We start from the raw sequence: 21,339 nt of genomic DNA on the forward strand, positions 1-21,339 counted from the left end.
CCGATGGTACTGCATGGGGGACCGTGTGGGAGAGTAGGACGCCGCCGGACTTACACACGTAGGGTCGCTCCGACATTGTCGGAGCGACCCTACGTGTATGTGCGGACAGGCGCATCCTTGATCAGGTTCCTGGTCCGAGTGGCTGCAGGTAGATGGGCGTCCTACTATCGGACGTGACACATCGGCCGAGGGGAGCCGCTTCGATGTCGTCTGATCTGCACGTCCCAGATCACCCGGTCCGCATCGTCACGGCGGCAGCGCTGTTCGACGGGCATGACGCGGCGATCAACATCATGCGGCGCCTGCTGCAGGCCCAGGGCGCCGAGGTCATCCACCTCGGTCACGATCGGGGCGTCGAGGACGTGGTGACCGCCGCGGTACAGGAGGACGCGCAGGGCGTGGCTCTCTCCTCGTACCAGGGTGGGCACGTGGAGTATTTCACGTACCTGGTGGATCGGCTGCGTGAGCGCGACGCCGGCCACGTGCGGGTCTTCGGTGGCGGTGGCGGAGTGATCGTGCCGGCCGAGATCGACCTGCTGCAGTCCCGCGGAGTCAGCCGGATCTTCTCTCCCCACGACGGCCAGGAGCTGGGGCTCGCCGCGATGGTGAACACCATCATCCGAGACTGCGACGTCGATCTCGCCGGCGATGGTGTGAAGCTGGACGAGGTCGCCAGCGGCGATCAGGGAGCACTCGCCCGCGCCATCACGGTCCTCGCCGCCGGGCGCGACGTCGAGGAGTTCGCCGCCGCGCTGCGTGCGGAGGCCGACCGGCGCCCACCCATGCCCGTGCTGGGCATCACCGGCACCGGCGGTTCGGGCAAGTCATCGCTGACCGACGAGCTGCTGCGGCGCTTCCGCCTCGACCAGGGCACGGACCTGCGCATCGCCGTGCTCGCCGTCGATCCCAGCCGGCGTCGCGGCGGCGGGGCGCTGCTCGGCGACCGCATCCGGATGAACGCCCTCGGCCAGGGCGACGGGTGCGTCACCTATTTCCGGTCGCTGGCGACCCGGCGGGCCGACAGCGAGGTCCCGGCGCACCTGCGGGACATGGTCGCCGCCTGCCACCTGGCCGGCTATGACCTGGTCATCGTCGAGACACCTGGGATCGGGCAGGGCGACGCGGCGATCGTCGACTACTGTGAGGTCTCGCTGTATGTGATGACACCCGAGTACGGCGCCGCCTCCCAGCTGGAGAAGATCGACATGTTGGAGGTCGCGGACGTCGTCGCGGTGAACAAGTTCGAGCGCCGTGGGGCACAGGACGCGCGCCGCGATGTCGCGCGCCAGCTGATGCGCAACCGGGAGGCGTTCGACCAGTCGTGGGAGGAGATGCCGGTCTTCGGCACGTCCGCCGCCCGCTTCCACGACGACGGCGTGACAGCCCTGTACCACCATCTCGTCGGGCTGCTGGCGGCGCGCGGCCTGCGGGTCGGGCCGGGAGAGCTGGCCACGGTCAGCACGCGCGTGTCCCGCGACCTCGCCCCGGTCGTCCCGGCCGCCCGCGCCCGCTACCTGGCCGAGATCGCCGAGACGGTCCGCGGCTACCACGCCGAGACGGAGCGCCAGGCGCTGCTCGCCCGCCGCCGCGAGCACCTCACGACGGCACTTGACGCCCTGCGCGCCACCGGTGGGGAGGCGGGGTCCCTCACCGCGCTGCGAGACGCGGCCGACACGGCGCTCGCGCCGTGGGCGGGCTCCCTGCTGGCCGAGTGGCCCGCCACCGTCGCGCAGCGCCAGGGCGACGAGCTGACCTACCTGGTGCGCGGCCAGGAGGTCCGCACCCCACTGCGGCGCACGACGCTCGCTGGCAGCCAGGTCTCCCGGGTGGCGCTGCCCCGCCTCGACGACGCCGCCGGGCTGCTGCGCTTCCTGCGGCGGGAGAACCTGCCGGGCGTCTTCCCCTACACCGCCGGCTGCTATCCGTTCAAGCGTGCCGGGGAGGCGCCGGCGCGCATGTTCGCCGGCGAGGGCGACCCGTTCCGGACGAACCGCCGTTTCCACCTGCTGTCCGCCGGATCCCCCGCCACCCGGCTGTCCACCGCCTTCGACTCGGTGACGCTCTACGGGCGTGACCCGGCGGCCCGGCCGCACATCTACGGCAAGGTCGGCACGTCCGGAGTGTCGGTCGCCACTCTCGACGACATGAAGGCCCTGTTCGACGGCTTCGACCTGTGCGATCCGGCGACCAGCGTGTCCATGACGATCAACGGCCCGGCGCCGGCGATCCTCGCCATGTTCCTGACCACCGCGATCGACCAGCGGCGCGACGCCTTTCGCAGCGAGCACGGCCGCGAACCGGACGCCGACGAGGCCGCGACCATCGCCGCGCACACCGTCGCCACCGTCCGCGGCACGGTGCAGGCCGACATCCTCAAGGAGGACCAGGGCCAGAACACCTGCATCTTCTCGACGGAGTTCGCGCTGCGCGCGATGGCCGACGTGCAGGAGTGGTTCATCGGGCACGACGTCCGCAACTTCTATTCGGTGTCGATCTCCGGATATCACATTGCCGAGGCCGGTGCGAATCCCATCACCCAGCTCGCCTTCACCCTGGCGAACGGATTCACCTACGTCGAGGCCTACCTGGCCCGCGGCATGCGCATCGACGACTTCGCCCCGAACCTGTCGTTCTTCTTCTCCAACGGGATGGACGCGGAGTACACCGTCATCGGGCGGGTCGCCCGGCGAGTGTGGGCGGTGGCGATGCGGGAGCGCTACGGCGCCGGGCCGCGTTCCCAGATGCTCAAGTACCACGTGCAGACGTCCGGCCGGTCACTGCACGCCCAGGAGATGGCGTTCAACGACATCCGCACGACGTTGCAGGCCCTGTGCGCCGTCTACGACAACTGCAACAGCCTGCACACGAACGCCTACGACGAGGCCGTCACCACCCCGACCGAGGGTTCCGTCCGGCGCGCTCTCGCCATTCAGCGGGTCATCGACCAGGAATGGGGGCTCGCCGCGAACGAGAATCCGCTGCAGGGGTCGTTCGTCGTCGACGAGCTGACCGATCTGGTGGAGGAGGCGGTGCTGGCCGAGTTCGAGCGGATCAGCGACCGGGGCGGGGTGCTGGGCGCGATGGAGACCGGTTACCAGCGCGGTCGGATTCAGGACGAGTCCATGCTCTACGAGCGGCGCAAGCACGACGGCAGCCTGCCGGTCGTCGGTGTCAACACGTTTCTCGCCGCGGACCCGGCGGCCGCCGAGACGGGTGGCCCGCAGGAACTCGCCCGGGCCACCGAGGGCGAGAAGAGCTCGCAGCTCGCCCGCCTCGCCGACTTCCACCGCCGGCACGCCGCCGAGACAGGGCCGGCACTGGCGGACCTGCGCGCGACCGCGGCCGGCACCGGAAACGTCTTCGCGGCGTTGATGAACGCGGTCCGCGTCTGCTCACTCGGACAGATCACCAACGCGTTTTTCGAAGCCGGTGGTCAGTATCGCCGCAACGTGTGAATCCGGCCGGAAAGCGACGGAGGCGACAGATGCATGTGATCGGTCACGCCCCGCAATCTCCGCGTGCGCATGAGTCTTTGCCTGCACGTGGCGTCCTGGGGTGCAATGGACGCTGGCCGTCGTCGGGACGGTCCCCGGCCGGGCGGCCGGGCGGGAGACGTCCCTCGACGTGCAGGAGCGACCGAAGCCGTGGCCACCCCCAAACCGCTGCCCACCGATCCGATAGCGGAGGCCCACCGGCACTGGACGGCCCACGGGTGGGGCGCGGTCGCGGACGGCATGGCGGCGGTGACGTCGTTGATGCGGGCCCAGCAGATCATGCTCGCCCGGGTCGACGAGGTGCTGCGCCCGCTCGACCTGACCTTCGCCCGCTATGAGCTGCTGATGCTTCTGATGTTCTCGCGGCACGGCGCGCTGCCGCTCAACAAGATCGGCAGCCGGCTGCAGGTCCATCCGACCAGCATCACCAGCGCGGTCGACCGGCTGGAGGCCCGCGGTCAGGTCCGCCGCAACCCGCATCCCACCGATCGGCGGGCGATCCTCGCCGAGATCACCGACGAGGGCCGGGCCACGGCGCTGGCGGCCACGAAGGCGCTCAACGACACCGTCTTCGCCGACCCCGGCCTCGGCGACGGTGGAGTGCGCACGCTCATCGCCCTGCTCACCGACCTGCGCCGCGCCGCCGGCGACTTCTGACCCGCCGCATGACCCGCCGCCTGACCCCGCTGCCGGCCTTCTTCCGGCTCTGGCCCGATCCCGGCCTCGCCGTCCTGCGCGCCGCCGAGGGCCAGGGCCAAGGCCAGGTGCTGCTCGGCGGCTCGCCGCTGCGGCTGATGACCCTGTCACCCGCCGGGGCCGGAGCCTTCGCCCGGCTGCGTGCGGGCGGCCCGGTCGGCGACGCGGGCGCGGGGGCCGCCGCACTGGCCCGCCGCCTCGCCGACGCGGGCCTCCTGCACCCCCTGCCACCGGCGTCCGCGGGCGCGGCGACAGGGACAGGGGCAGCAGGGGCAGTAGGGACAGCGGCGCCGGCGCTGACGGCGGTCGTTCCCGCCCGCGACGAGGCCCGCCGGATCGGCGCGCTGGTGACGCTGCTGCGCGCCCGCTGCGCCGAGGTGATCGTCGTCGACGACGGCTCCCGCGACGCCACCGCCGTGGCCGCCGCATCCGCCGGCGCCCGGGTGATCCGCCATCCGCATCCGCGCGGACCGGCCGCGGCCCGCACCACCGGCGCGCGGGCCGCCCGCACCGAACTGATCGTCTTCTGTGACGGCGACGTGCGTCCCACCGGTGACTGGCTCGAGCGTCTCGCCGCCCACCTCGCCGATCCGGCGGTCGCCGCCGCCGCGCCGCGGGTCTCCTCTCCCGTCCCGCCCGGCGGGCGCCCTGGTCTGCGGGCCCGCTACGAGGCGGCGCGCTCCCCGCTCGACCTGGGCGCCCGGGCGGCGCCGGTGCGGCCCGGCGCACGGGTGTCCTACGTGCCGACCGCGGCCCTGGTCATCCGCCGCCGGCTGGTCGCCTTCGACCCGGCGCTGCGCTACGGCGAGGACGTCGACCTGGTCTGGCGGCTCGTCGCCGCCGGGCACACCGTCCGCTACGAGCCGGCGGCCGTGGTCGGGCACGAGCCGCGTGGGTCCTGGTGGGCGTGGGCCCGCCAGCGGCACGGCTACGGGCGCTCGGCGGCGGCGCTGGCCCGGCGCCACCCCGGCGCGCTGCGCCCGGCCCGCGGCGCCGCGGCTACCGTGACCATCGCCGCCCTGCTCGCCGCGCGAACCCGCCCGGCCCGACTGGCTGGGCTGGCTGGGCTCGTGGTGGCCGTCGCGTCCACCGGGCGGACGGTGCAGCGCCTCGCGCGGCGGCTGGAGCGGGTCGAGCGGCCCGCGCTCGTCGCGCTCGCGCTGACCGCGCGGGGCCGTGGCCATGGCCTGCGCGCCGCCGCCGAGACCGCGCGGCGCGTCTGGCTGATCCCGCTGGCCTGCGCCGGCGCCCCCGGCCGGCTGGTGCTCGCCGCCGCGGCGGCACCGCTGGTCGGCGACTGGTGGGCCGAGCGCCCGGACGTGGGCCTGCTGCCCTATGTGCTGCTGCGCGTCGCCGACGACGCCGCCTACTGCGCGGGCGTCTGGACTGGTTGCCTGTCCCACGGCAGCCTCGATCCACTGCTGCCCACCCGGCGCGCGAGGCTACCCTCTACGGTGTGACCTATCTCGACCACGCGGCGACGACGCCGATGCGCCCGGAGGCGCTCGCCGCGCTGACCGCGAGCGGCGCCGTCGCGGGCAATGCCTCGTCGTTGCACGCCAGCGGGCGCCGGGCTCGCCGCGTCGTCGAGGAGTCCCGCGAGGTGCTGGCCGGTCTGCTGGGCGCCCGTCCGTCGGATGTCGTGTTCACCGGCGGCGGCACGGAGAGCGACAACCTCGCCCTGAAGGGGCTGTTCTGGGCGCGCCGGGCGGCCGAGCCGGCGCGGCGCCGGATCCTGGTCAGCGCCGTGGAGCACCGCGCCGTCCTCGACACGGTCGCCTGGCTGAGCGCCGCGCAGGGCGCCGAGGTGGAGCTGCTCGAGGTCGACGCCGCCGGCACCGTGCACCCGGAGACCCTCGAGGCCGCCCTCGCCCGCGACCCCGACTCCGTCGCCGTCGTCTCCGTGATGTGGGCGAACAGCGAGGTCGGTACGGTCCAGCCGGTGGCCGCCCTCGCTGGCGTCGCGCATCGGCACGGCGTGCCCTTCCACACCGACGCGGTGCAGGCCTTCGGTCAGCTCCCGGTCACCGTGAACGCCAGCGGGATCGCCACCGGCGAGGACGCGCCGGACGCGATCACCATCTCCGCGCACAAGGTCGGCGGCCCGGTCGGCGTGGGTGCGCTGGTCGTGCGCCGCGGCCTGGTCCTGCAGCCACTCACGCACGGTGGTGGCCAGGAGCGTGACATCCGGTCCGGCACCCTGAACACCGCCGGGGCGGCCGCGTTCGCCGCGGCGGCCACCGCCGCCTGCGAGCACCTGCCCCGTGAGAGCGCGCGTCTCGCCGCGCTGCGCGACGACCTGGTCCGCCGCGTCCAGCACGAGGTGCCCGGGGCGATCCTCAACGGCGCGCCCCTCGCCGGGCCGCCCGGAGCCCCCCGCCGCCTGCCCGGCAACGCCCACCTGACCTTCCCCGGCTGCGAGGGCGACTCGCTGCTCATGCTGCTCGACGCGCGCGGCATCGAGTGCTCCACCGGTTCGGCCTGCTCGGCGGGGGTGGCGAGGCCCTCGCACGTGCTGCTGGCGATGGGGGCCAGTGACGAGCACGCCCGCTCCTCGCTGCGTTTCTCCCTCGGTCACACCTCACGGGCCGCCGACGTGGACGCGCTCGTCGAGGCAATCGGCCCGGTGGTGGAACGAGCCAGCCGCGCGGGGGTGACGGTCTGATGCGCGTGCTCGCCGCGATGTCCGGCGGGGTCGACTCCGCGGTCGCCGCCGCGCGTGCCGTCGAGGCCGGCCACGACGTCACCGGGGTGCACCTGGCGCTGTCGCGCTCACCGGAGTCGGATCGCACCGGCGCCCGCGGCTGCTGCACGCTGGAGGACGCGCGCGACGCCCGCCGCGCCGCCGACGTGCTCGACATCCCCTTCTACGTGTGGGATCTCGCCGAGCGGTTCGAGGCTGACGTCATCGACGAGTTCGTCGGGTCGTACGCCCAGGGCCGCACGCCGAACCCGTGCGTGCGTTGCAACGAGCGGATCAAGTTCGCCGCCGTCCTCGACCGGGCCCTCGCCCTCGGCTTCGACGCCGTCGTCACCGGCCATCACGCCCGCCTCGACCCGGACGGCACCCTGCGCCGCTCCGTCGACCCGGCCAAGGACCAGTCCTACGTGCTGGGGACGCTGCGCCCCGAGCAGCTCGCCGCCGCCCGCTTCCCCCTCGGCGACTCGACGAAGGCGCAGGTGCGCCGCGAGGCCGCCGAGCGGGGCCTGGCCGTCGCCGACAAGCCGGACAGTCACGACATCTGCTTCATCTCGGGCGGCGACACCGGCGGCTGGCTGCGCGACCGGCTCGGCTCCCGCCCCGGCCCCATCGTCGACGCCGACACCGGCCAGACGCTGGGCGAACACGACGGCGCGTTCGCCTTCACCGTCGGCCAGCGCCGCGGCCTCGGCCTCGAACGCCCGGCACCGGACGGCCGCCCCCGCTACGTCCTCGACATCTCCCCGGTGACCTCGACGGTCACCGTCGGCTCCGCCGAGGCGCTGGACGTCTGGCGGCTGGTCGCTGACCGCGCGGCCTGGCCACACGAAGGGGTGGTCGCCTGCGAGGCGCAGGTGCGCGCGCACGGCGGCGTCGTCCCGGCCCGGGCGCAGGCCCACGGCGACGAGCTGGTCATCACCCTGGGCTCCCCGGTGCGGGGCACCGCGCCCGGCCAGGCCGTCGTCCTCTACGACGGCGACCGCGTCCTCGGCGCAGGGCACATCCTCGCCACTGGATAGGCAGGTGTCACGGGATGATGGCCGGGTGACCTGTGATGACTGCTGGCCCGCGGGTGCGGCGACCGGCGTTGGCTCGCTGCCCGGCACCGACGCGGTGTGGGCCCAGAAGCTGGTGTTCGACGAGCTGCCCGACCTGCCGCACCTGCCGGAGCTGCCCGCCCGCGGGCCGGGCGCGTCGATGCTCGGCCGGGCCGGCGCGATCCTGCTCGACCTGCCCGTCGACCTGCAGCCCGCCGGCTGGCGGCTCGTGCCCCGGCCGGGCCTGGACCTGCGCCGCGCCCGCGACCTGCTCGAACGCGACCTCGACGCGCTCGCCGACACCGCCGCCGGCTACGCCGGCCCGTTCAAGGTGGCCGTCACCGGCCCGTGGACTCTCGCCGCGCAGCTCGAACTGCCCCGCGGCCACAAGGCCCTGTCCGACGTGGGCGCGACCCGCGACATCGCCGAGGCGCTGACGGCCGGCCTGGTCGAGCACCTGCGCGACCTCGCCCGCCGCGTGCCGGGCGCCCGCCTGCTCCTCCAGCTCGACGAGCCGTCACTGCCCGCGGTGCTGGCCGGCCGCGTGCGTACCCCCAGCGGCTTCTCGGTGCTGCCCCCGGTCGAGGAGGGCCTGGCGCAGGCGCGGCTGCACGCGCTCGTGGACGAGGTGCGCTCGGCGTCCGCCGTCGCCGGGATCGGCGCCCACTGCTGCGCCCCGAACGTGCCGCTGACGTCCCTGCGCACCGCCGGGATGGACTTCGTCGGCCTCGACGTAGCCCTGCTGACCAGGGACGATGACGATTCGGTCGGCGAGTTCGTCGAGTCCGGCGGCCGGCTGGTCGCCGGGCTGGTGCCCACCGCCTCCCCGGACGCGGTCGCCTCCCCGGACCTGTCGGACGTCCGCCGTACTGTCGAGCCGGTCAGGGCACTGTGGAGCCGGCTGGGATTGCGGCCCGAACAGCTCGGGGAGGTGGTCGCCGTGTCACCCGCGTGTGGCCTGGCCGGATTCGGCGCGGACGAGGCCAGGGCGATCCTGCGCCACTGCCGTCGCGCCGCCCGCGAACTCGTGGACGCGCCGGCTTGACGTCCTCCCCCGCCTGAAGTGAAGGCGGGGGATTCCAACTCCTACACACCCACCAGAGGGGGTGCGCAATGTTGAGGTTCGCGGTTCATCGGCGCGGTCAACACCGCGCCTCCCCGCGCGGTCACCGCACGTCCTGCGGCGATGTTCACTGCTGCGTTCACGTCGGCGTTGGCCGTGTGCCCGCAGACCGCGCACCAGAAGACCGCTTGGCTCTCGCGGTTCCCGGGCGCCGTATGCCCGCAGGCCGAGCAACGCTGAGACGTGTAGGCGGCCGGGATCTTCTCGACCCGGCCGGGGGCTTTCTGTTCCAGGCGTTGGACGAGCTGTCCCCAGCCATTGGCGAGGATACCCCGGTTCAGCCCGGCTTTCTGCCGCACGTTTCGGCCCGGCGCTTCGACGGTCCCGCGCGCCGACCGGGTCATACCCCGAATGTTCACATCCTCGACGCGGATCAGGTCGTACCGGCGGGCGAGATCGGTGGAGGTCTTCTCCACCCAGTCCTTACGCCGGTCGGCCTCCCGGGCTTTCACCCGGGCGATCTGGCCTGTCAGCCGGGTGCGCCGGTTACTGCCCCGCGTGGCCCGCGCGAGCCGGCGTTGCAGCCGGCGGAGCCGGCTGGCCTCGGCGGGTCGCAGCCCGGGGCAGCGCAGCAGCTCGCCCGTCGACAGGGCCGCGGACACCGCCACACCCCGGTCCACCCCGACGACCCCACCGGTACCGGGTGCGTCGATCGGCGCGGGCACGGCGGCGAACGCCACATGCCAGCGGCCCGCACGGTCACGGGTCACCCGGTAGGACCTGAAGTCAGGGACGCGGCGCGAGACACGGAACTTCACCCAGCCGACTTTCGGTACCCAACAGTGCGACCATCGCCGGTTCAGCTTTTCGACCCGGGCGTTTTTCCCCACAACCTGGAAGCCTTCGGACTGACCTCGTTTCCGATAGGTCGGACGCCGGTGCGAACCGTTGAAGAAGTTCCGCAGAGACTGGTCGAAGTCCCGCAGCGCCTGCTGCTGCACGGTCTGCGACCCGGCCCGCAGCCAATCGAACTCGGCGCGCGCGGCGGTCAACTGCCGACACCGTTCCAGATGGTTCGGGGATTTTCCCCGGAAAGGCGTCCACCACGACTGCTGTTCGACCGCAAGGTTCCACACGAATCGCGCATGCCCGCAGTGCTCGTCAAGCCCGGCGATCTGGCCAGGCGTCGGATCGAGGCGGTAGCGGGATATGCGCTCATTCTACAGAAAGGATCCCCCCGTGCGTTCCAGCGTGGCGCGCCGTTTCCTCCCCGGCCTGAAGGCCGGAGTATCCACGGCGCAAATCTGATGACTGAATCGGCCAGCCCCCCCGGATCGGCCAGCCCAGCCGAGCGGGCGCGGGCTACCGACCTCGCCCGCGAGCTCGAGGAGCACGCCTACCGCTACTACGTGCTCGACGCGCCGACGGTCTCCGACGCCGAGTACGACCAGCTGATGCGCGAACTGACCGCGCTCGAGGAACGCCACCCCGACCTGCGCACCCCCGACTCGCCGACGCAGAAGGTGGCGGGGTCCTTCTCCACACTGTTCACCCCGGTGGAACACCTTGAGCGGCTGCTCTCGCTCGACAACGTCTTCGACGACGACGAGTTCCACGCCTGGTCCGCGCGCGCGGCCCGGGAGAGCGAGGTCGACGCCTGGCTGTGCGAGCTGAAGATCGACGGCCTGGCCGTGGACCTCGTCTACGAGGACGGCCGCCTGGTCCGCGCGGCGACCCGCGGCGACGGCCGGACGGGGGAGGACATCACCCCGAACATCCGCACGCTGTCGAGCGTTCCGACCCGGCTGCGCGGCACCGCGGTGCCCGAGCTGCTGGAGGTCCGCGGCGAGGTGTTCTTCCCGACGGCGAAGTTCGCCGAGCTCAACGCATCCCTGGTCGAGGCCGGCGGCAAGCCGTTCGCCAACCCGCGCAACGCCGCCGCCGGCTCCCTGCGCCAGAAGGACCCGCGGGTCACCGCCGGCCGCCCCCTCGACATGATCGTCCACGGTCTGGGTGCGCACCGCGGCTTCGACGTGGACTCCCAGTCCGGCGCGTACGCCCGCCTCGCCGAGCTCGGCCTGCCCGTGTCCCACCGCTTCGAGGTCGTGGCGACCATCCCCGAGGTGCTCGGCTACATCCACCGCTGGGGCGACGCCCGCCACGACGTCGAGCACGAGATCGACGGCGTCGTCGTCAAGGTCGACTCCTTCCCGCTGCAGCGCCGGCTCGGCTCGACGTCGAAGGCGCCACGCTGGGCGGTCGCGTTCAAGTACCCGCCGGAGGAGGTCACCACGAAGCTGCGCGACATCCGGGTCAACGTCGGGCGCACCGGCCGGGTGACGCCGTTCGGCGAGCTGGAACCCGTGCTGGTCGCCGGCTCCACGGTCGGTCTCGCCACCCTGCACAACATCGACGAGGTCGGCCGCAAGGGCGTGCTCATCGGCGACACGGTCGTGCTGCGCAAGGCCGGCGACGTCATCCCCGAGATCGTCGGCCCGGTCGTGGACCTGCGCGACGGCACCGAGCGGGCGTTCGTCATGCCCACCCACTGCCCCGAGTGCGGCACCGAGCTGGTGCGCCCCGAGGGCGAAGTCGACATCCGCTGCCCGAACACCTACGCCTGCCCGGCGCAGCTGCGCGAGTCGATCTTCCACCTCGCCTCGCGCGACGCACTGGACATCGACGGCCTCGGCTACGAGACGGCCACCGCCCTGCTGGAGGCCGGCCGGGTCCGCGACATCGGCGACGTGTTCCACCTGACGCCCGAGTCGTTCGAGGGCCTGCGCGGCTTCGCCCAGAAGAAGATCGACCAGATCCTGCGCGGCGTCGAGGACGGCCGGCACCGGCCGCTGTGGCGCCTGCTGGTCGGCCTGTCCATCCGCCACGTCGGGCCGACGGCGGCCCGGGCGCTCGCCCGTGAGCTGCGCTCCCTGGACGCGATCGCCGCCGCCCCCGCCGAGACCCTCGCCGCGGTCGACGGCGTCGGGCCGAAGATCGCGAACGCGGTGGTCGACTGGTTCGCCGACGAGCGGCACCGCGACATCGTCGCCCGCATCGCCGCCGGCGGCGCGTCCCTCGCCGACGCCGGCGCCGACGAGGGCCCCCGCCCGCTCGACGGCGTCACCGTGGTGATCACCGGCACGCTGCCTGAGCCGTGGAGCCGCGACCGCGCGACCGAGGCGGTGCAGACCCGCGGCGGCAAGGTCACCGGCTCGGTGAGCAAGAAGACGACCTTTGTCGTGGTCGGCGCGGATCCCGGCGCCGCCAAGTACGACAAGGCCCGCAGTCTCGGTGTCCCGGTCCTCGACGACACCGGCTTCGCCCTCCTGCTCGACCGCGGCGCCGACGCCGCCCGAGAAGCAGCCGCCCCTATCGACGCCGATCCCACCGTCGCCGATCCCGCCGTCGCCGATCCCGACGCCTGATGCCGCTGCCCGGCGTGCCGCCCGGCGTCTCGGGGTGGTGTCGCCGCGGGGGCGGGCTCGCCGGAGGTCAGGGTCGGCGGCCGGCGAGGCTGGCGGCGATGCCGGCGAGGTGAGCCAGCCGCTCGATCTCGGCGGCGCGGAAGGCGGGACCACCGGGTCGGCCGAGGAGAATCACCAGGTGGTCGTGGCCGACGGGGGCCGCGGCCAGGGCCATCTCGACGGCCTGCCAGCGGGGTGGGAAGCCGTCCTCGTGGGCGCCGATCGGGCGGGCTTGGGCGAGCGGCATCCAGCGTGGGGCGAGGCGGACCCGCTCCGGCACGCCGAGGTCATCCCCGCCGAGGGTCGGGGCGCCGACGGAGGTCTCCCGTACCCGGACGTCGCCGGCGTCGACCTGTTCCAGCAGCACCGCCCAGTCGGCGTTGAACACGCAGGGCGCGAGTTCGGTGAGGATGGCCGCGGCGTCGGCGGGCCGTTCGGCCAGCGCGTCGGCGAGGTCCAGGTCGCCTGTCACCCCTACACCGTCCGCCAGGAAGGGGCGCAGCGATTCGACGATCACGCCGGGGACGGACTGGGCGGCGCTCAGAGCCCGATCGGCGAGTCCGCCGGGCGGTAGCACCACGAGCAGGTCGTCGACGGCGCCGACCGGACCGCGTTCGACGACGGTGACGCTCAGGATGTCGATACCGGCGCTGCCCAGGGCGGTGGCGACCGCTCCGAGGGTCCCCGGGCGGTCCGGGAGGACGACGCGCATCAGGTACGACATGTAGTTGAGCATGCACAGCGAGCGTGTCGCGGGCATAGCCGATCGGTCACGCCGAGATGTCGCGCGCCGGCCCGTACGATGACAGCACGGGGACGCGGCGAGGCGCGCACCGCCAGTGTGCACCGCCAGTGTGCATTGCCAGTGAAGGAGCAGGACGCCATGGGGATCACGCGGGACGAGGTAGCCCATCTCGCCCGGCTGTCGCGGATGTCGGTGACCGACGACGAGCTCGACGCGCTCGCGCCGCAGCTTGAGGCGATCCTGTCGGCGGTCGCCCGGGTCGCGGAGGTCGCGGCGGCGGACATCCCGCCGACCAGCCACGCGGTGCCGCTGACGAACGTGTTCCGCCCGGACGTCGCCCGTCCGTCGCTGCCCGCCGCGGAGGCCCTGGCCGGCGCCCCGGCCGCCGAGGATGGCCGCTTCCGGGTGCCCCGCATCCTTGATCCGGACGAGTGAGGTCTCCGCCCGCATGACCGACCACCCGACATTCCCCGACGTTGTGCGCCTGACGGCCGCGGCCACCGCGGCCGCGATCGCCGCGGGCGAGCTGTCCGCCGTCGAGGCGACGCAGGCGGCGCTCGACCGGATCGCCAAGGTCGACGACACCATCCACGCGTTTCTGCATGTCGATGCCGAGGGCGCGCTCGCTGCGGCCCGGTCCGTCGACGAGCGGCGCGCCGCCGGGGAGGCACTCGGCCCGCTCGCCGGCGTCCCGCTCGCGCTCAAGGACGTGCTGACCGCCCGCGACATGCCGACGACCTGCGGCAGCAGGATTCTCGAGGGCTGGCACGCGCCGTACGACGCCACCGTGGTCAGCCGGCTGCGGGCGGCGGACGTCGTCGTGCTCGGCAAGGTCAACATGGACGAGTTCGCGATGGGGTCGTCCACGGAGAACTCGGCGTACGGGCCGACGCGCAACCCGTGGGACACCACCCGCATCCCCGGTGGCTCGAGCGGCGGGTCCGCGGCGGCGGTCGCCGCGTTCGAGGCGCCGCTGGCGATCGGCACCGACACGGGCGGCTCGATCCGCCAGCCGGCGGCGGTCTGCGGGCTGGTCGGGGTGAAGCCGACCTACGGCGGGGTGAGCCGCTACGGGCTGGTCGCGTTCTCCAGCTCGCTCGACCAGGCTGGTCCGCTGGCCCGGACCGTCACCGACGCGGCGCTGCTGCACGCGGCGATCGCCGGGCATGATCCGCTGGACTCGACCAGCGTCGACGTGCCGGTGCCGCCGGTGGTGGAGGCGGCCGGGCGGCGCGACGTGCGCGGGCTGCGGGTGGGCGTGGTGCGCGAGCTCGCGGGGGAGGGCTACGACCCCGGGGTCGAGGCCGCGTTCGCCGCGGCCGTCGAGGCGCTGACCGAACTCGGCGCCGAGGTGGTCGAGGTGAGCTGCCCGCACTTCCAGTACGCGCTGGCGGCCTACTACCTGATCGCGCCGAGCGAGTGCTCGTCGAACCTCGCCCGGTTCGACGCGATGCGCTTCGGGCTGCGTCTCGGGGACGACGGCCAGGCCGGCGCCGAGGAGGTCATGAGCCGCACCCGCGAGGCGGGCTTCGGCCCCGAGGTGAAGCGGCGCGTGATCCTCGGAACGTACGCGCTGTCGTCCGGTTACTACGACGCCTACTACGGCCAGGCGCAGAAGGTGCGCACGCTGATCAGCCGGGACTTCGCGGCGGCGTTCGAGCGGGTCGATGTGCTGGTCTCGCCGACGACGCCGACGCCCGCGTTCCCGCTCGGCTCCAAGGTCGACGATCCGGTCGCGATGTACCTGTCGGACCTGTGCACGATTCCGTCGAACCTGGCCGGTGGGCCGGCGATGAGCCTGCCCGCGGGTCTGGTGGACGGGCTGCCGGTCGGCATCCAGATCATGGCGCCGCCGTTCGCCGACGACCGGCTGTACCTGGTCGGCGGTGCGCTCGAGGAGGCGCTCGACGCCCGCCGCGGCCATCCGCTGGTCGCCGAGGCACCGGCGCTGTGAGTGTGAGGTCGCTGTGAGACTGCGCAGCGGGCGGCAGGATCGTGTCCTCGTCGTCGTGGTCTGGGCGCTCACCGTGGTGGTGCTCGGCCTCGGGATCGCGACGGTCAGCCCGATCCTGATTGTCTGGGGTGTGATCGGCCTGCCGGCGGCGGTGTTCCTCACCTTCGTACACGTCCGTGATACCCGCTCGGCTCCGCCCCCACATGAGGAGAACCACCGGTGAGCAGCACTGCGGCTCTGGCTCTGCCCTCCTTCGCCGATGCCGTGGCCCGCTACGAGCCCGTGATCGGCCTGGAGACGCATGTCGAGCTCGGCACCGTGTCGAAGATGTTCTGCGGCTGCGCGACGGCGTTCGGCGCCGAGCCGAACGCCCAGGTCTGCCCGGTGTGCCTCGGCCTGCCCGGCTCGCTGCCCGTCGTCAACGAGGCGGCGGTCCGCTACGCCGTGATGATCGGCCTCGCGCTGCACTGCGACATCGCGTCCTGGTGCCGGTTCGCCCGGAAGAACTACTTCTACCCGGACATGCCGAAGAACTTCCAGATCAGCCAGTACGACGAGCCGCTGTGCACGAACGGCTGGCTCGACGTCGAGGTCGACGGCGAGGTCCACCGGGTCGGCATCACCCGGGTGCACATGGAGGAGGACACCGGCAAGTCGCTGCATGTCGGTGGCGCCACCGGTCGCATCCACGGTGCCACCCACTCGCTCGTCGACTACAACCGCGCAGGCATCCCGCTGGTCGAGATCGTCACCGAGCCGGATGTGCGCTCGCCGGAGGTGGCGCGGGCGTACGTCGACGAGCTGCGCGAACTGATCCGCGCCCTCGGTGTCTCCGACGTGCGGATGGAGCAGGGCTCGCTGCGCTGCGACGCGAACGTCTCGCTGCGGCGGCGCCCGGCCGCGGGGGAGCCCGAGGCGCCGTTCGGGACGCGGACGGAGACGAAGAACCTCAACTCGCTGCGCTCCGTCGAGCGTGCGGTGCGCTACGAGATCACCCGCCAGGCGGCGCTGCTCGACGACGGCGAGCGGATCATCCAGGAGACCCGGCACTTCGACGAGGCGTCCGGACGCACGTCGGCCGGTCGCTCGAAGGAGGAGGCGACCGACTACCGGTACTTCCCCGAGCCTGATCTCACGCCGCTCGCGCTGTCGACGGAGTTCGTCGACGAGCTGCGCGCCGGTCTGCCCGAGCTGCCGGCCGCGCGGCGGGCCCGGCTCATCGCCGAGCACGGTTACACGGCGCGCGACCTCACCGACCTGCGCAACGCCGGCGTCCTCGACCTGGTCGAGGAGACGGTGGCCGCCGGCGCCACGCCGCCGGCCGCGCGCAAGTGGTGGCTCAACGAGCTGGCCCGGCAGGCGTCGGACGCCGGAGTGCCGGCCGCCGAGCTGGCGATCTCGCCGGCCGACGTCGCCCGGATCACCGTGCTGGTCGCCGGCGGCGAACTCACCGACGCGCTCGCCCGCAAGGTGATCGACGGAGTGCTGGCCGGCGAGGGCACACCCGACGAGGTCGTCGCCGGGCGCGGACTCGCCGTGGTCGCGGACGACGGCGCGCTCACCGCCGCGGTCGACGCCGCCATCGCCGGCGCCCCCGACATCGCCGAGAAGGTCCGCGGCGGCAAGCTGAACGCCGTCGGCCCGCTGGTCGGCGCCGTGATGAAGGCGATGAAGGGCCAGGCCGACGCCGCCACCGTCCGCGGTCTCCTGCTGGAACGCCTCGGCGCCTCCTGACCGAATCCCGACACTCCCTGAGGCCTGGCAGGCGGATAGGGTGATCTGGGGTCGCCGGGCGATTTGTCGCGCCTGAGCTGGGGGGCTCAGTCGTAGTGGTGTGGCATGGGCCCGAGAGGACCACGTTCTCCTTCCGTATCCGACCCGCGTGTCGAGTTGCCGCCGACGAGCGGCGCGTCGGATGCGCGGTGCCGGGGGCCTTCGTAAGGTGAGCGTCCGATCGGGTTGGCGTCATCGAGGGGAGGGGGGTCGTCGTGCCCCTCACACCGTCCGGATTCACCGCGTCGACGTCCAGGCGTCGCGGTCGCGGCCGGCAACGGATGATCATCGCTGTGGTGGTCGTCGTCGTGCTGGCCGCGGGGAGTGGTGTCGGCTATGTCCTGAAGGACCGGGCTGACCAGCGGGCGGCCGACGGGCGGGTGCGGACCGCGGCGGCGGCGTACCTCGCGGCCTGGCGGACGATGGCGACCGCACCCGGAGCGGCTACTCAGGGTGACAAGGTCGGTCGGGTCGCGGTGGCGGCGGCGAGTGTGCCGGGCGGGAGCACGCCGGGCGGCATCAGTGTGCCGGACCTGTTGACCACGATGGCGCAGGTTCGCGACAAGCTGCTTGTCACCGGAGCGTCGTTCGCCCCGGGATCGATCGAGCGCAAGGGCTCCGCGGCGACCGCGCCCTATGTGGCGAGGCTCAGCCTGTCGGGGTTGCCGACACCGCTGGAGTACGCCGGTGTGCTGCACCTGACGTCGACGGAGCACGGGTGGAAGGTGCGGGCGGAGTCGGCGGCCGTGCATCCGGCGCTGCGGCCGGGGCTACACCTCGACCGCACGGCGTCCACCGGCCACCGCGGCCAGATCCTCTCCGCCGACGGGCGGCCGCTGCGCGACTCCGGCGACCTGGCGAGCAACCTCGTCGGGCGGACCGGGCCGTTGTCGGGCCTGGAGCGGGTGTACGACAGCCAGCTGCGGCCCCAGGGCGGCGCCGTCGTCGTCCAGGACGCGCGGGGCAAGACCGTGCAGACGCTGCACGCCTATCCGATGACCGATGGCAAGGCGGTAAGCACGACCCTTGACCTGCGTGTTCAGCAGGCGGCGGAGGAGGCGCTGGCTACGGCGGCCCGGCCGACGGCGGCGATGGTCGCCATCGACACGCGCACCGGGGGCGTGCTGGCGCTGGCAAACCATCCGCCGAGCGGGGCGAGCCGGGCGGTGCGCGGCAAGTACCCGCCGGGATCCACGTTCAAAATCATCACGGCGACGGCGGCGCTGATGAACGGGAAGTCGCCGAACACGTCGCTGAACTGCACCCAGAACATCAGCGTGGACGGGCGGACGTTCCAGAACGCCGAGGCGGAGCAGTTCGGCCCGATTCCGTTGCGCACCGCGTTCGCCAAGAGCTGCAACACCGCCTTCATCCAGCTGGAGGAGTCGCTGCCGAAGGGTGCGCTGGAGAAGGCCGCCGCGCTGTACGGATTCGACGGCGGTGCGCCGCTGGACATCGCCAGCTTCGGCGGTAGTTTCCCCACTCCGCGCGACGGGGCCGAATCCGCCTCGGCGGCGATCGGGCAGGCGCGCATCGAGGCGTCGCCGCTGCAGATGGCGAGCGTGGCGGCGGCGGTCGCGAGCGGCACCTGGCGTCAGCCGTTCGTCGAGGGCGGGCCGGCGCGCAGCAATGCGATCCCGCCCGCGGTGCTCCCGCCGCTGCGGGACTTCATGCGGGCCGTCGTCACCGAGGGCACGGCCGCGACCGTTCCGATGCCCGGCGAGGTGTACGGCAAGACGGGGACGGCCGAGTACACCGACGGCAACCCACCGCCGACCCACGCCTGGTTCGTCGGCTACCGGGGCGACGTCGCCTTCGCGGTCGTGGTCGAGGACGGCGGCTTCGGCGCCGAGACCGCGGCTCCGATCGCGGCGCGCTTCCTCGGCGCGCTCGACGCCAACCGCTGAGTTGCTTGACGTGGGACGGGCAGTCCTGGCACGGTAGGTCTGTGCACCGTCAGATTCTTGTACGTTCAGAGCGCGCGTAGTCGACGACCTCGACCCCGTGCGCCGCCCCTCAGTGCCCTAGGCACGAGGGGCTTTTTCGTGCCCGCACCCCGTCAAGGAAGACGCCCAGATGACACGAGAGATCACCGGAGCCCAGTCGCTCGTCCACTCCCTCGAAGCGGTCGGAGCCGACGTGGTCTTCGGCATCCCGGGCGGTGCGATCCTGCCCGCCTACGACCCGCTGTTCGACTCGACCCGGGTGCGGCACATCCTCGTCCGCCACGAGCAGGGCGCCGGCCATGCGGCCGAGGGATACGCCCAGGCCACCGGTCGGGTCGGGGTCTGCATGGCGACGTCCGGCCCGGGCGCGACGAACCTGGTGACGCCGATCGCCGACGCCTACATGGACTCGGTGCCGATGGTCGCCATCACCGGGCAGGTCCCCAGCGCCGCGATCGGCACGGACGCCTTTCAGGAGGCGGACATCTGCGGCATCACGCTGCCGATCACCAAGCACAACTTCCTCGTCCACTCCGCCGACGACATCCCGCGCACGATCGCCGAGGCGTTCCACCTCGCGGGCACCGGGCGGCCGGGGCCGGTGCTCGTCGACCTGCCCAAGGACGTGCTGCAGGCGGTCACGGCGGTGCTGCCGCACGAGGTGTGGCCGCCGTCGCTGGACCTGCCGGGCTACCGGCCGGTGACCCGGCCGCACGGCAAGCAGGTGCGGGAGGCGGCGCGGATGATCTCGCAGAGCCGCCGGCCGGTGCTCTATGTCGGCGGCGGCGTGCTCAAGGCGCGGGCGGCGGCGGAGCTGCGGACGCTCGCGGAGATGACGGGCATCCCGGTCGTCACCACGCTGATGGCACGGGGGGCGTTCCCCGACTCGCATCCGCAGCATCTGGGCATGCCGGGGATGCACGGGTCGGTGGCCGCGGTGACGGCGCTGCAGAAGGCGGACCTGCTCATCACCCTCGGCGCCCGCTTCGATGATCGGGTCACCGGGCGGCTGTCGTCGTTCGCGCGGGGCGCCGCCATCATCCACGCGGACATCGATCCGGCCGAGATCGGCAAGAACCGGGCGGCGGACGTGCCGATCGTCGGCGACTGCCGTGAGGTGATCAATGAGCTGATCGCGGTGCTGGCCACCGAGGAGAAGCCGGACCTCGCTGCCTGGTGGCACACGCTGGACGGGTGGCGGCGCACCTATCCGCTGGGCTACGACCAGCCGGCCGACGGGTCGCTCGCGCCCCAGCAGGTCATCGAGCGCATCGGGAAGATCGCCGGACCGGAGGCGATCTTCGCGGCCGGGGTCGGGCAGCATCAGATGTGGGCGGCGCAGTTCATCTCGTACGAGAACCCCTACACCTGGCTGAACTCCGGCGGTGCGGGAACGATGGGTTACGCCGTGCCGGCCGCGATGGGTGCCAAGGTGGGTCGTCCGGACACGACCGTCTGGGCGATCGACGGGGATGGCTGTTTCCAGATGACCAACCAGGAACTCGCCACCTGCGCCCTCGAGGGAATCCCGATCAAGGTGGCGGTCATCAACAACGGGTCGCTGGGCATGGTGCGGCAGTGGCAGACGCTGTTCTACGACAAGCGGTACTCCAACACCGAGCTCGGCACGCATCCGGCGTCGCCGCGCACCGGGGTCAAGCGGGTGCCGGACTTCGTCCGCCTCGCCGAGGCGCTGGGTTGTGTGGGCCTGCGCTGCGAGGCGGCGGGCGAGATCGACGAGACGATCGAGAAGGCCATGGCGATCGACGACGCGCCGGTGGTCATCGACTTCGTCGTGCATCCGGACGCGATGGTCTGGCCGATGGTCGCCGCCGGCGCGAGCAACGACGACATCCGCGTCGCCCGTGACATCGCCCCCGACTTCGACTACTCCGGCGACGCCGAGGTGAACCTCTGATGACCCACCACACCCTGTCCGTCCTGGTGGAGAACAAGCCCGGCGTGCTGGCCCGGGTGTCGGGGCTGTTCTCCCGGCGCGGATTCAACATCGAGTCGCTCGCGGTCGGCCCGACCGAGCATCCGGACGTGTCCCGGATGACGATCGTGGTCGCCGTCGAGGACCTGCCGCTCGAGCAGGTCACCAAGCAGCTGAACAAGCTGGTGAACGTGCTGAAGATCGTCGAGATGGACACGTCCGTCTCGGTGCAGCGCGAGCTGATGCTGGTCAAGGTGCGCGCGGACCTGGCGGTGCGGTCCCAGGTGCTGGAGACCGTCGCGCTGTTCCGTGCCAAGGTTGTCGATGTCGCCCAGGACGCCGTCACGATCGAGGCGACAGGCACCCGCGACAAGCTGGACGCGCTCATCCGGATGCTGGAACCCTTCGGGATTCGGGAGCTGGTGCAGTCCGGCATGGTGGCGCTCGGCCGCGGCTCGCGGTCGATCACCGATCGCAGCCTGCGCGCCGTCGAACGATCCGCCTGAACACATACAAGGAGAAGACCCCCA

Annotated in this window: 15 protein-coding genes and 1 pseudogene; 14 read left to right on the forward strand and 2 right to left on the reverse strand. The window is 72.8% G+C overall.

Annotated elements, in window-relative coordinates:
• Nucleotides 1–203: 203 nt before the first annotated feature.
• The 6 genes from icmF (at nucleotide 204) to C1A33_RS02070 (ending at nucleotide 8,973) form a co-directional block, all read left to right on the forward strand.
• Nucleotides 204–3,455, forward strand: a complete 3,252-nt coding sequence (gene icmF / locus C1A33_RS02045) for a fused isobutyryl-CoA mutase/GTPase IcmF (protein WP_101829825.1) — start codon at nucleotides 204–206, stop codon at nucleotides 3,453–3,455.
• A 189-nt stretch (nucleotides 3,456–3,644) separates the two neighbouring features.
• On the forward strand, nucleotides 3,645–4,151 hold the full coding sequence (locus C1A33_RS02050) for a MarR family winged helix-turn-helix transcriptional regulator (RefSeq protein ID WP_101829826.1): 507 nt from the start codon (nucleotides 3,645–3,647) through the stop codon (nucleotides 4,149–4,151).
• Between the two features lie 8 nt (nucleotides 4,152–4,159).
• Complete coding sequence (mftF, locus tag C1A33_RS02055; protein ID WP_101829827.1) at nucleotides 4,160–5,650, forward strand: mycofactocin biosynthesis glycosyltransferase MftF; 1,491 nt, start codon at nucleotides 4,160–4,162, stop codon at nucleotides 5,648–5,650.
• Nucleotides 5,647–6,855 (forward strand): cysteine desulfurase family protein, encoded by a 1,209-nt coding sequence (locus tag C1A33_RS02060; RefSeq protein ID WP_101829828.1) that lies wholly within the window; start codon nucleotides 5,647–5,649, stop codon nucleotides 6,853–6,855. Before mftF ends, C1A33_RS02060 begins: the two co-directional genes overlap by 4 nt.
• Nucleotides 6,855–7,910 (forward strand): tRNA 2-thiouridine(34) synthase MnmA, encoded by a 1,056-nt coding sequence (mnmA, locus tag C1A33_RS02065; protein WP_101829829.1) that lies wholly within the window; start codon nucleotides 6,855–6,857, stop codon nucleotides 7,908–7,910. Before C1A33_RS02060 ends, mnmA begins: the two co-directional genes overlap by 1 nt.
• A 25-nt stretch (nucleotides 7,911–7,935) precedes the next feature.
• Nucleotides 7,936–8,973: a methionine synthase gene (locus C1A33_RS02070; protein WP_207770113.1), complete on the forward strand. Its 1,038-nt coding sequence runs from the start codon at nucleotides 7,936–7,938 to the stop codon at nucleotides 8,971–8,973.
• A 41-nt stretch (nucleotides 8,974–9,014) separates the two neighbouring features.
• On the opposite strand, the gene C1A33_RS02075 is transcribed toward C1A33_RS02070, so the two are convergent.
• Complete coding sequence (locus C1A33_RS02075) at nucleotides 9,015–10,202, reverse strand: RNA-guided endonuclease InsQ/TnpB family protein (protein WP_101829831.1); 1,188 nt, start codon at nucleotides 10,200–10,202, stop codon at nucleotides 9,015–9,017.
• A 96-nt stretch (nucleotides 10,203–10,298) separates the two neighbouring features.
• Between C1A33_RS02075 and ligA the strand changes: the two genes are divergently transcribed.
• Nucleotides 10,299–12,416, forward strand: coding sequence for an NAD-dependent DNA ligase LigA (gene ligA / locus C1A33_RS02080; protein ID WP_101829832.1), 2,118 nt, complete (start codon nucleotides 10,299–10,301; stop codon nucleotides 12,414–12,416).
• A gap of 67 nt (nucleotides 12,417–12,483) precedes the next feature.
• On the opposite strand, the gene C1A33_RS02085 is transcribed toward ligA, so the two are convergent.
• Nucleotides 12,484–13,191 carry an ACT domain-containing protein gene (locus C1A33_RS02085; protein ID WP_101829873.1) on the reverse strand — a complete coding sequence of 236 codons (708 nt, stop codon included), beginning with the start codon at nucleotides 13,189–13,191 and terminating at the stop codon, nucleotides 12,484–12,486.
• A 147-nt stretch (nucleotides 13,192–13,338) separates the two neighbouring features.
• Here C1A33_RS02085 and gatC point away from each other — a divergent pair, with 147 nt between their 5' ends.
• The 7 genes and pseudogenes from gatC to ilvN all read left to right on the forward strand — a co-directional run bounded on the left by gatC (nucleotide 13,339) and on the right by ilvN (nucleotide 21,315).
• Nucleotides 13,339–13,635: an Asp-tRNA(Asn)/Glu-tRNA(Gln) amidotransferase subunit GatC gene (gatC, locus tag C1A33_RS02090; RefSeq protein WP_101829833.1), complete on the forward strand. Its 297-nt coding sequence runs from the start codon at nucleotides 13,339–13,341 to the stop codon at nucleotides 13,633–13,635.
• A 13-nt stretch (nucleotides 13,636–13,648) separates the two neighbouring features.
• Nucleotides 13,649–15,154, forward strand: a complete 1,506-nt coding sequence (gene gatA / locus C1A33_RS02095; RefSeq protein WP_101829834.1) for an Asp-tRNA(Asn)/Glu-tRNA(Gln) amidotransferase subunit GatA — start codon at nucleotides 13,649–13,651, stop codon at nucleotides 15,152–15,154.
• Nucleotides 15,155–15,167: 13 nt separating this feature from the next.
• Nucleotides 15,168–15,377, forward strand: coding sequence for a hypothetical protein (locus C1A33_RS02100; RefSeq protein ID WP_101829835.1), 210 nt, complete (start codon nucleotides 15,168–15,170; stop codon nucleotides 15,375–15,377).
• Nucleotides 15,374–16,888, forward strand: coding sequence for an Asp-tRNA(Asn)/Glu-tRNA(Gln) amidotransferase subunit GatB (gene gatB, locus C1A33_RS02105; RefSeq protein WP_101829836.1), 1,515 nt, complete (start codon nucleotides 15,374–15,376; stop codon nucleotides 16,886–16,888). The genes C1A33_RS02100 and gatB overlap by 4 nt, the downstream gene beginning before the upstream one ends.
• 254 nt (nucleotides 16,889–17,142) lie before the next feature.
• Entirely contained in the window at nucleotides 17,143–18,834 is a 1,692-nt protein-coding gene (locus C1A33_RS02110; RefSeq protein ID WP_101829837.1) for a penicillin-binding transpeptidase domain-containing protein, read from the forward strand.
• Nucleotides 18,835–19,000: 166 nt separating this feature from the next.
• A pseudogene (locus C1A33_RS02115) lies at nucleotides 19,001–20,791 on the forward strand (acetolactate synthase large subunit); the annotation flags it as partial.
• Nucleotides 20,791–21,315: an acetolactate synthase small subunit gene (gene ilvN, locus C1A33_RS02120; protein ID WP_101829839.1), complete on the forward strand. Its 525-nt coding sequence runs from the start codon at nucleotides 20,791–20,793 to the stop codon at nucleotides 21,313–21,315. The pseudogene C1A33_RS02115 and the gene ilvN, both read left to right, overlap by 1 nt.
• Nucleotides 21,316–21,339 lie beyond the last annotated feature (24 nt).

The organism is Frankia canadensis (genome assembly GCF_900197875.1).
Classification (GTDB): domain Bacteria; phylum Actinomycetota; class Actinomycetes; order Frankiales; family Frankiaceae; genus Frankia; species Frankia canadensis.

Excerpts from the sequence above, each read along its gene's own strand:
- ligA (WP_101829832.1), top strand. The coding sequence starts at position 10,299 with ATGACTGAATCGGCCAGCCCCCCCGGATCGGCCAGCCCAGCCGAGCGG.
- gatA (WP_101829834.1), top strand. The coding sequence starts at position 13,649 with ATGACCGACCACCCGACATTCCCCGACGTTGTGCGCCTGACGGCCGCG.
- gatC (WP_101829833.1), top strand. The coding sequence starts at position 13,339 with ATGGGGATCACGCGGGACGAGGTAGCCCATCTCGCCCGGCTGTCGCGG.
- mnmA (WP_101829829.1), top strand. The coding sequence starts at position 6,855 with ATGCGCGTGCTCGCCGCGATGTCCGGCGGGGTCGACTCCGCGGTCGCC.
- C1A33_RS02085 (WP_101829873.1), bottom strand. The coding sequence starts at position 13,191 with ATGCTCAACTACATGTCGTACCTGATGCGCGTCGTCCTCCCGGACCGC.
- mftF (WP_101829827.1), top strand. The coding sequence starts at position 4,160 with ATGACCCGCCGCCTGACCCCGCTGCCGGCCTTCTTCCGGCTCTGGCCC.
- icmF (WP_101829825.1), top strand. The coding sequence starts at position 204 with ATGTCGTCTGATCTGCACGTCCCAGATCACCCGGTCCGCATCGTCACG.
- ilvN (WP_101829839.1), top strand. The coding sequence starts at position 20,791 with ATGACCCACCACACCCTGTCCGTCCTGGTGGAGAACAAGCCCGGCGTG.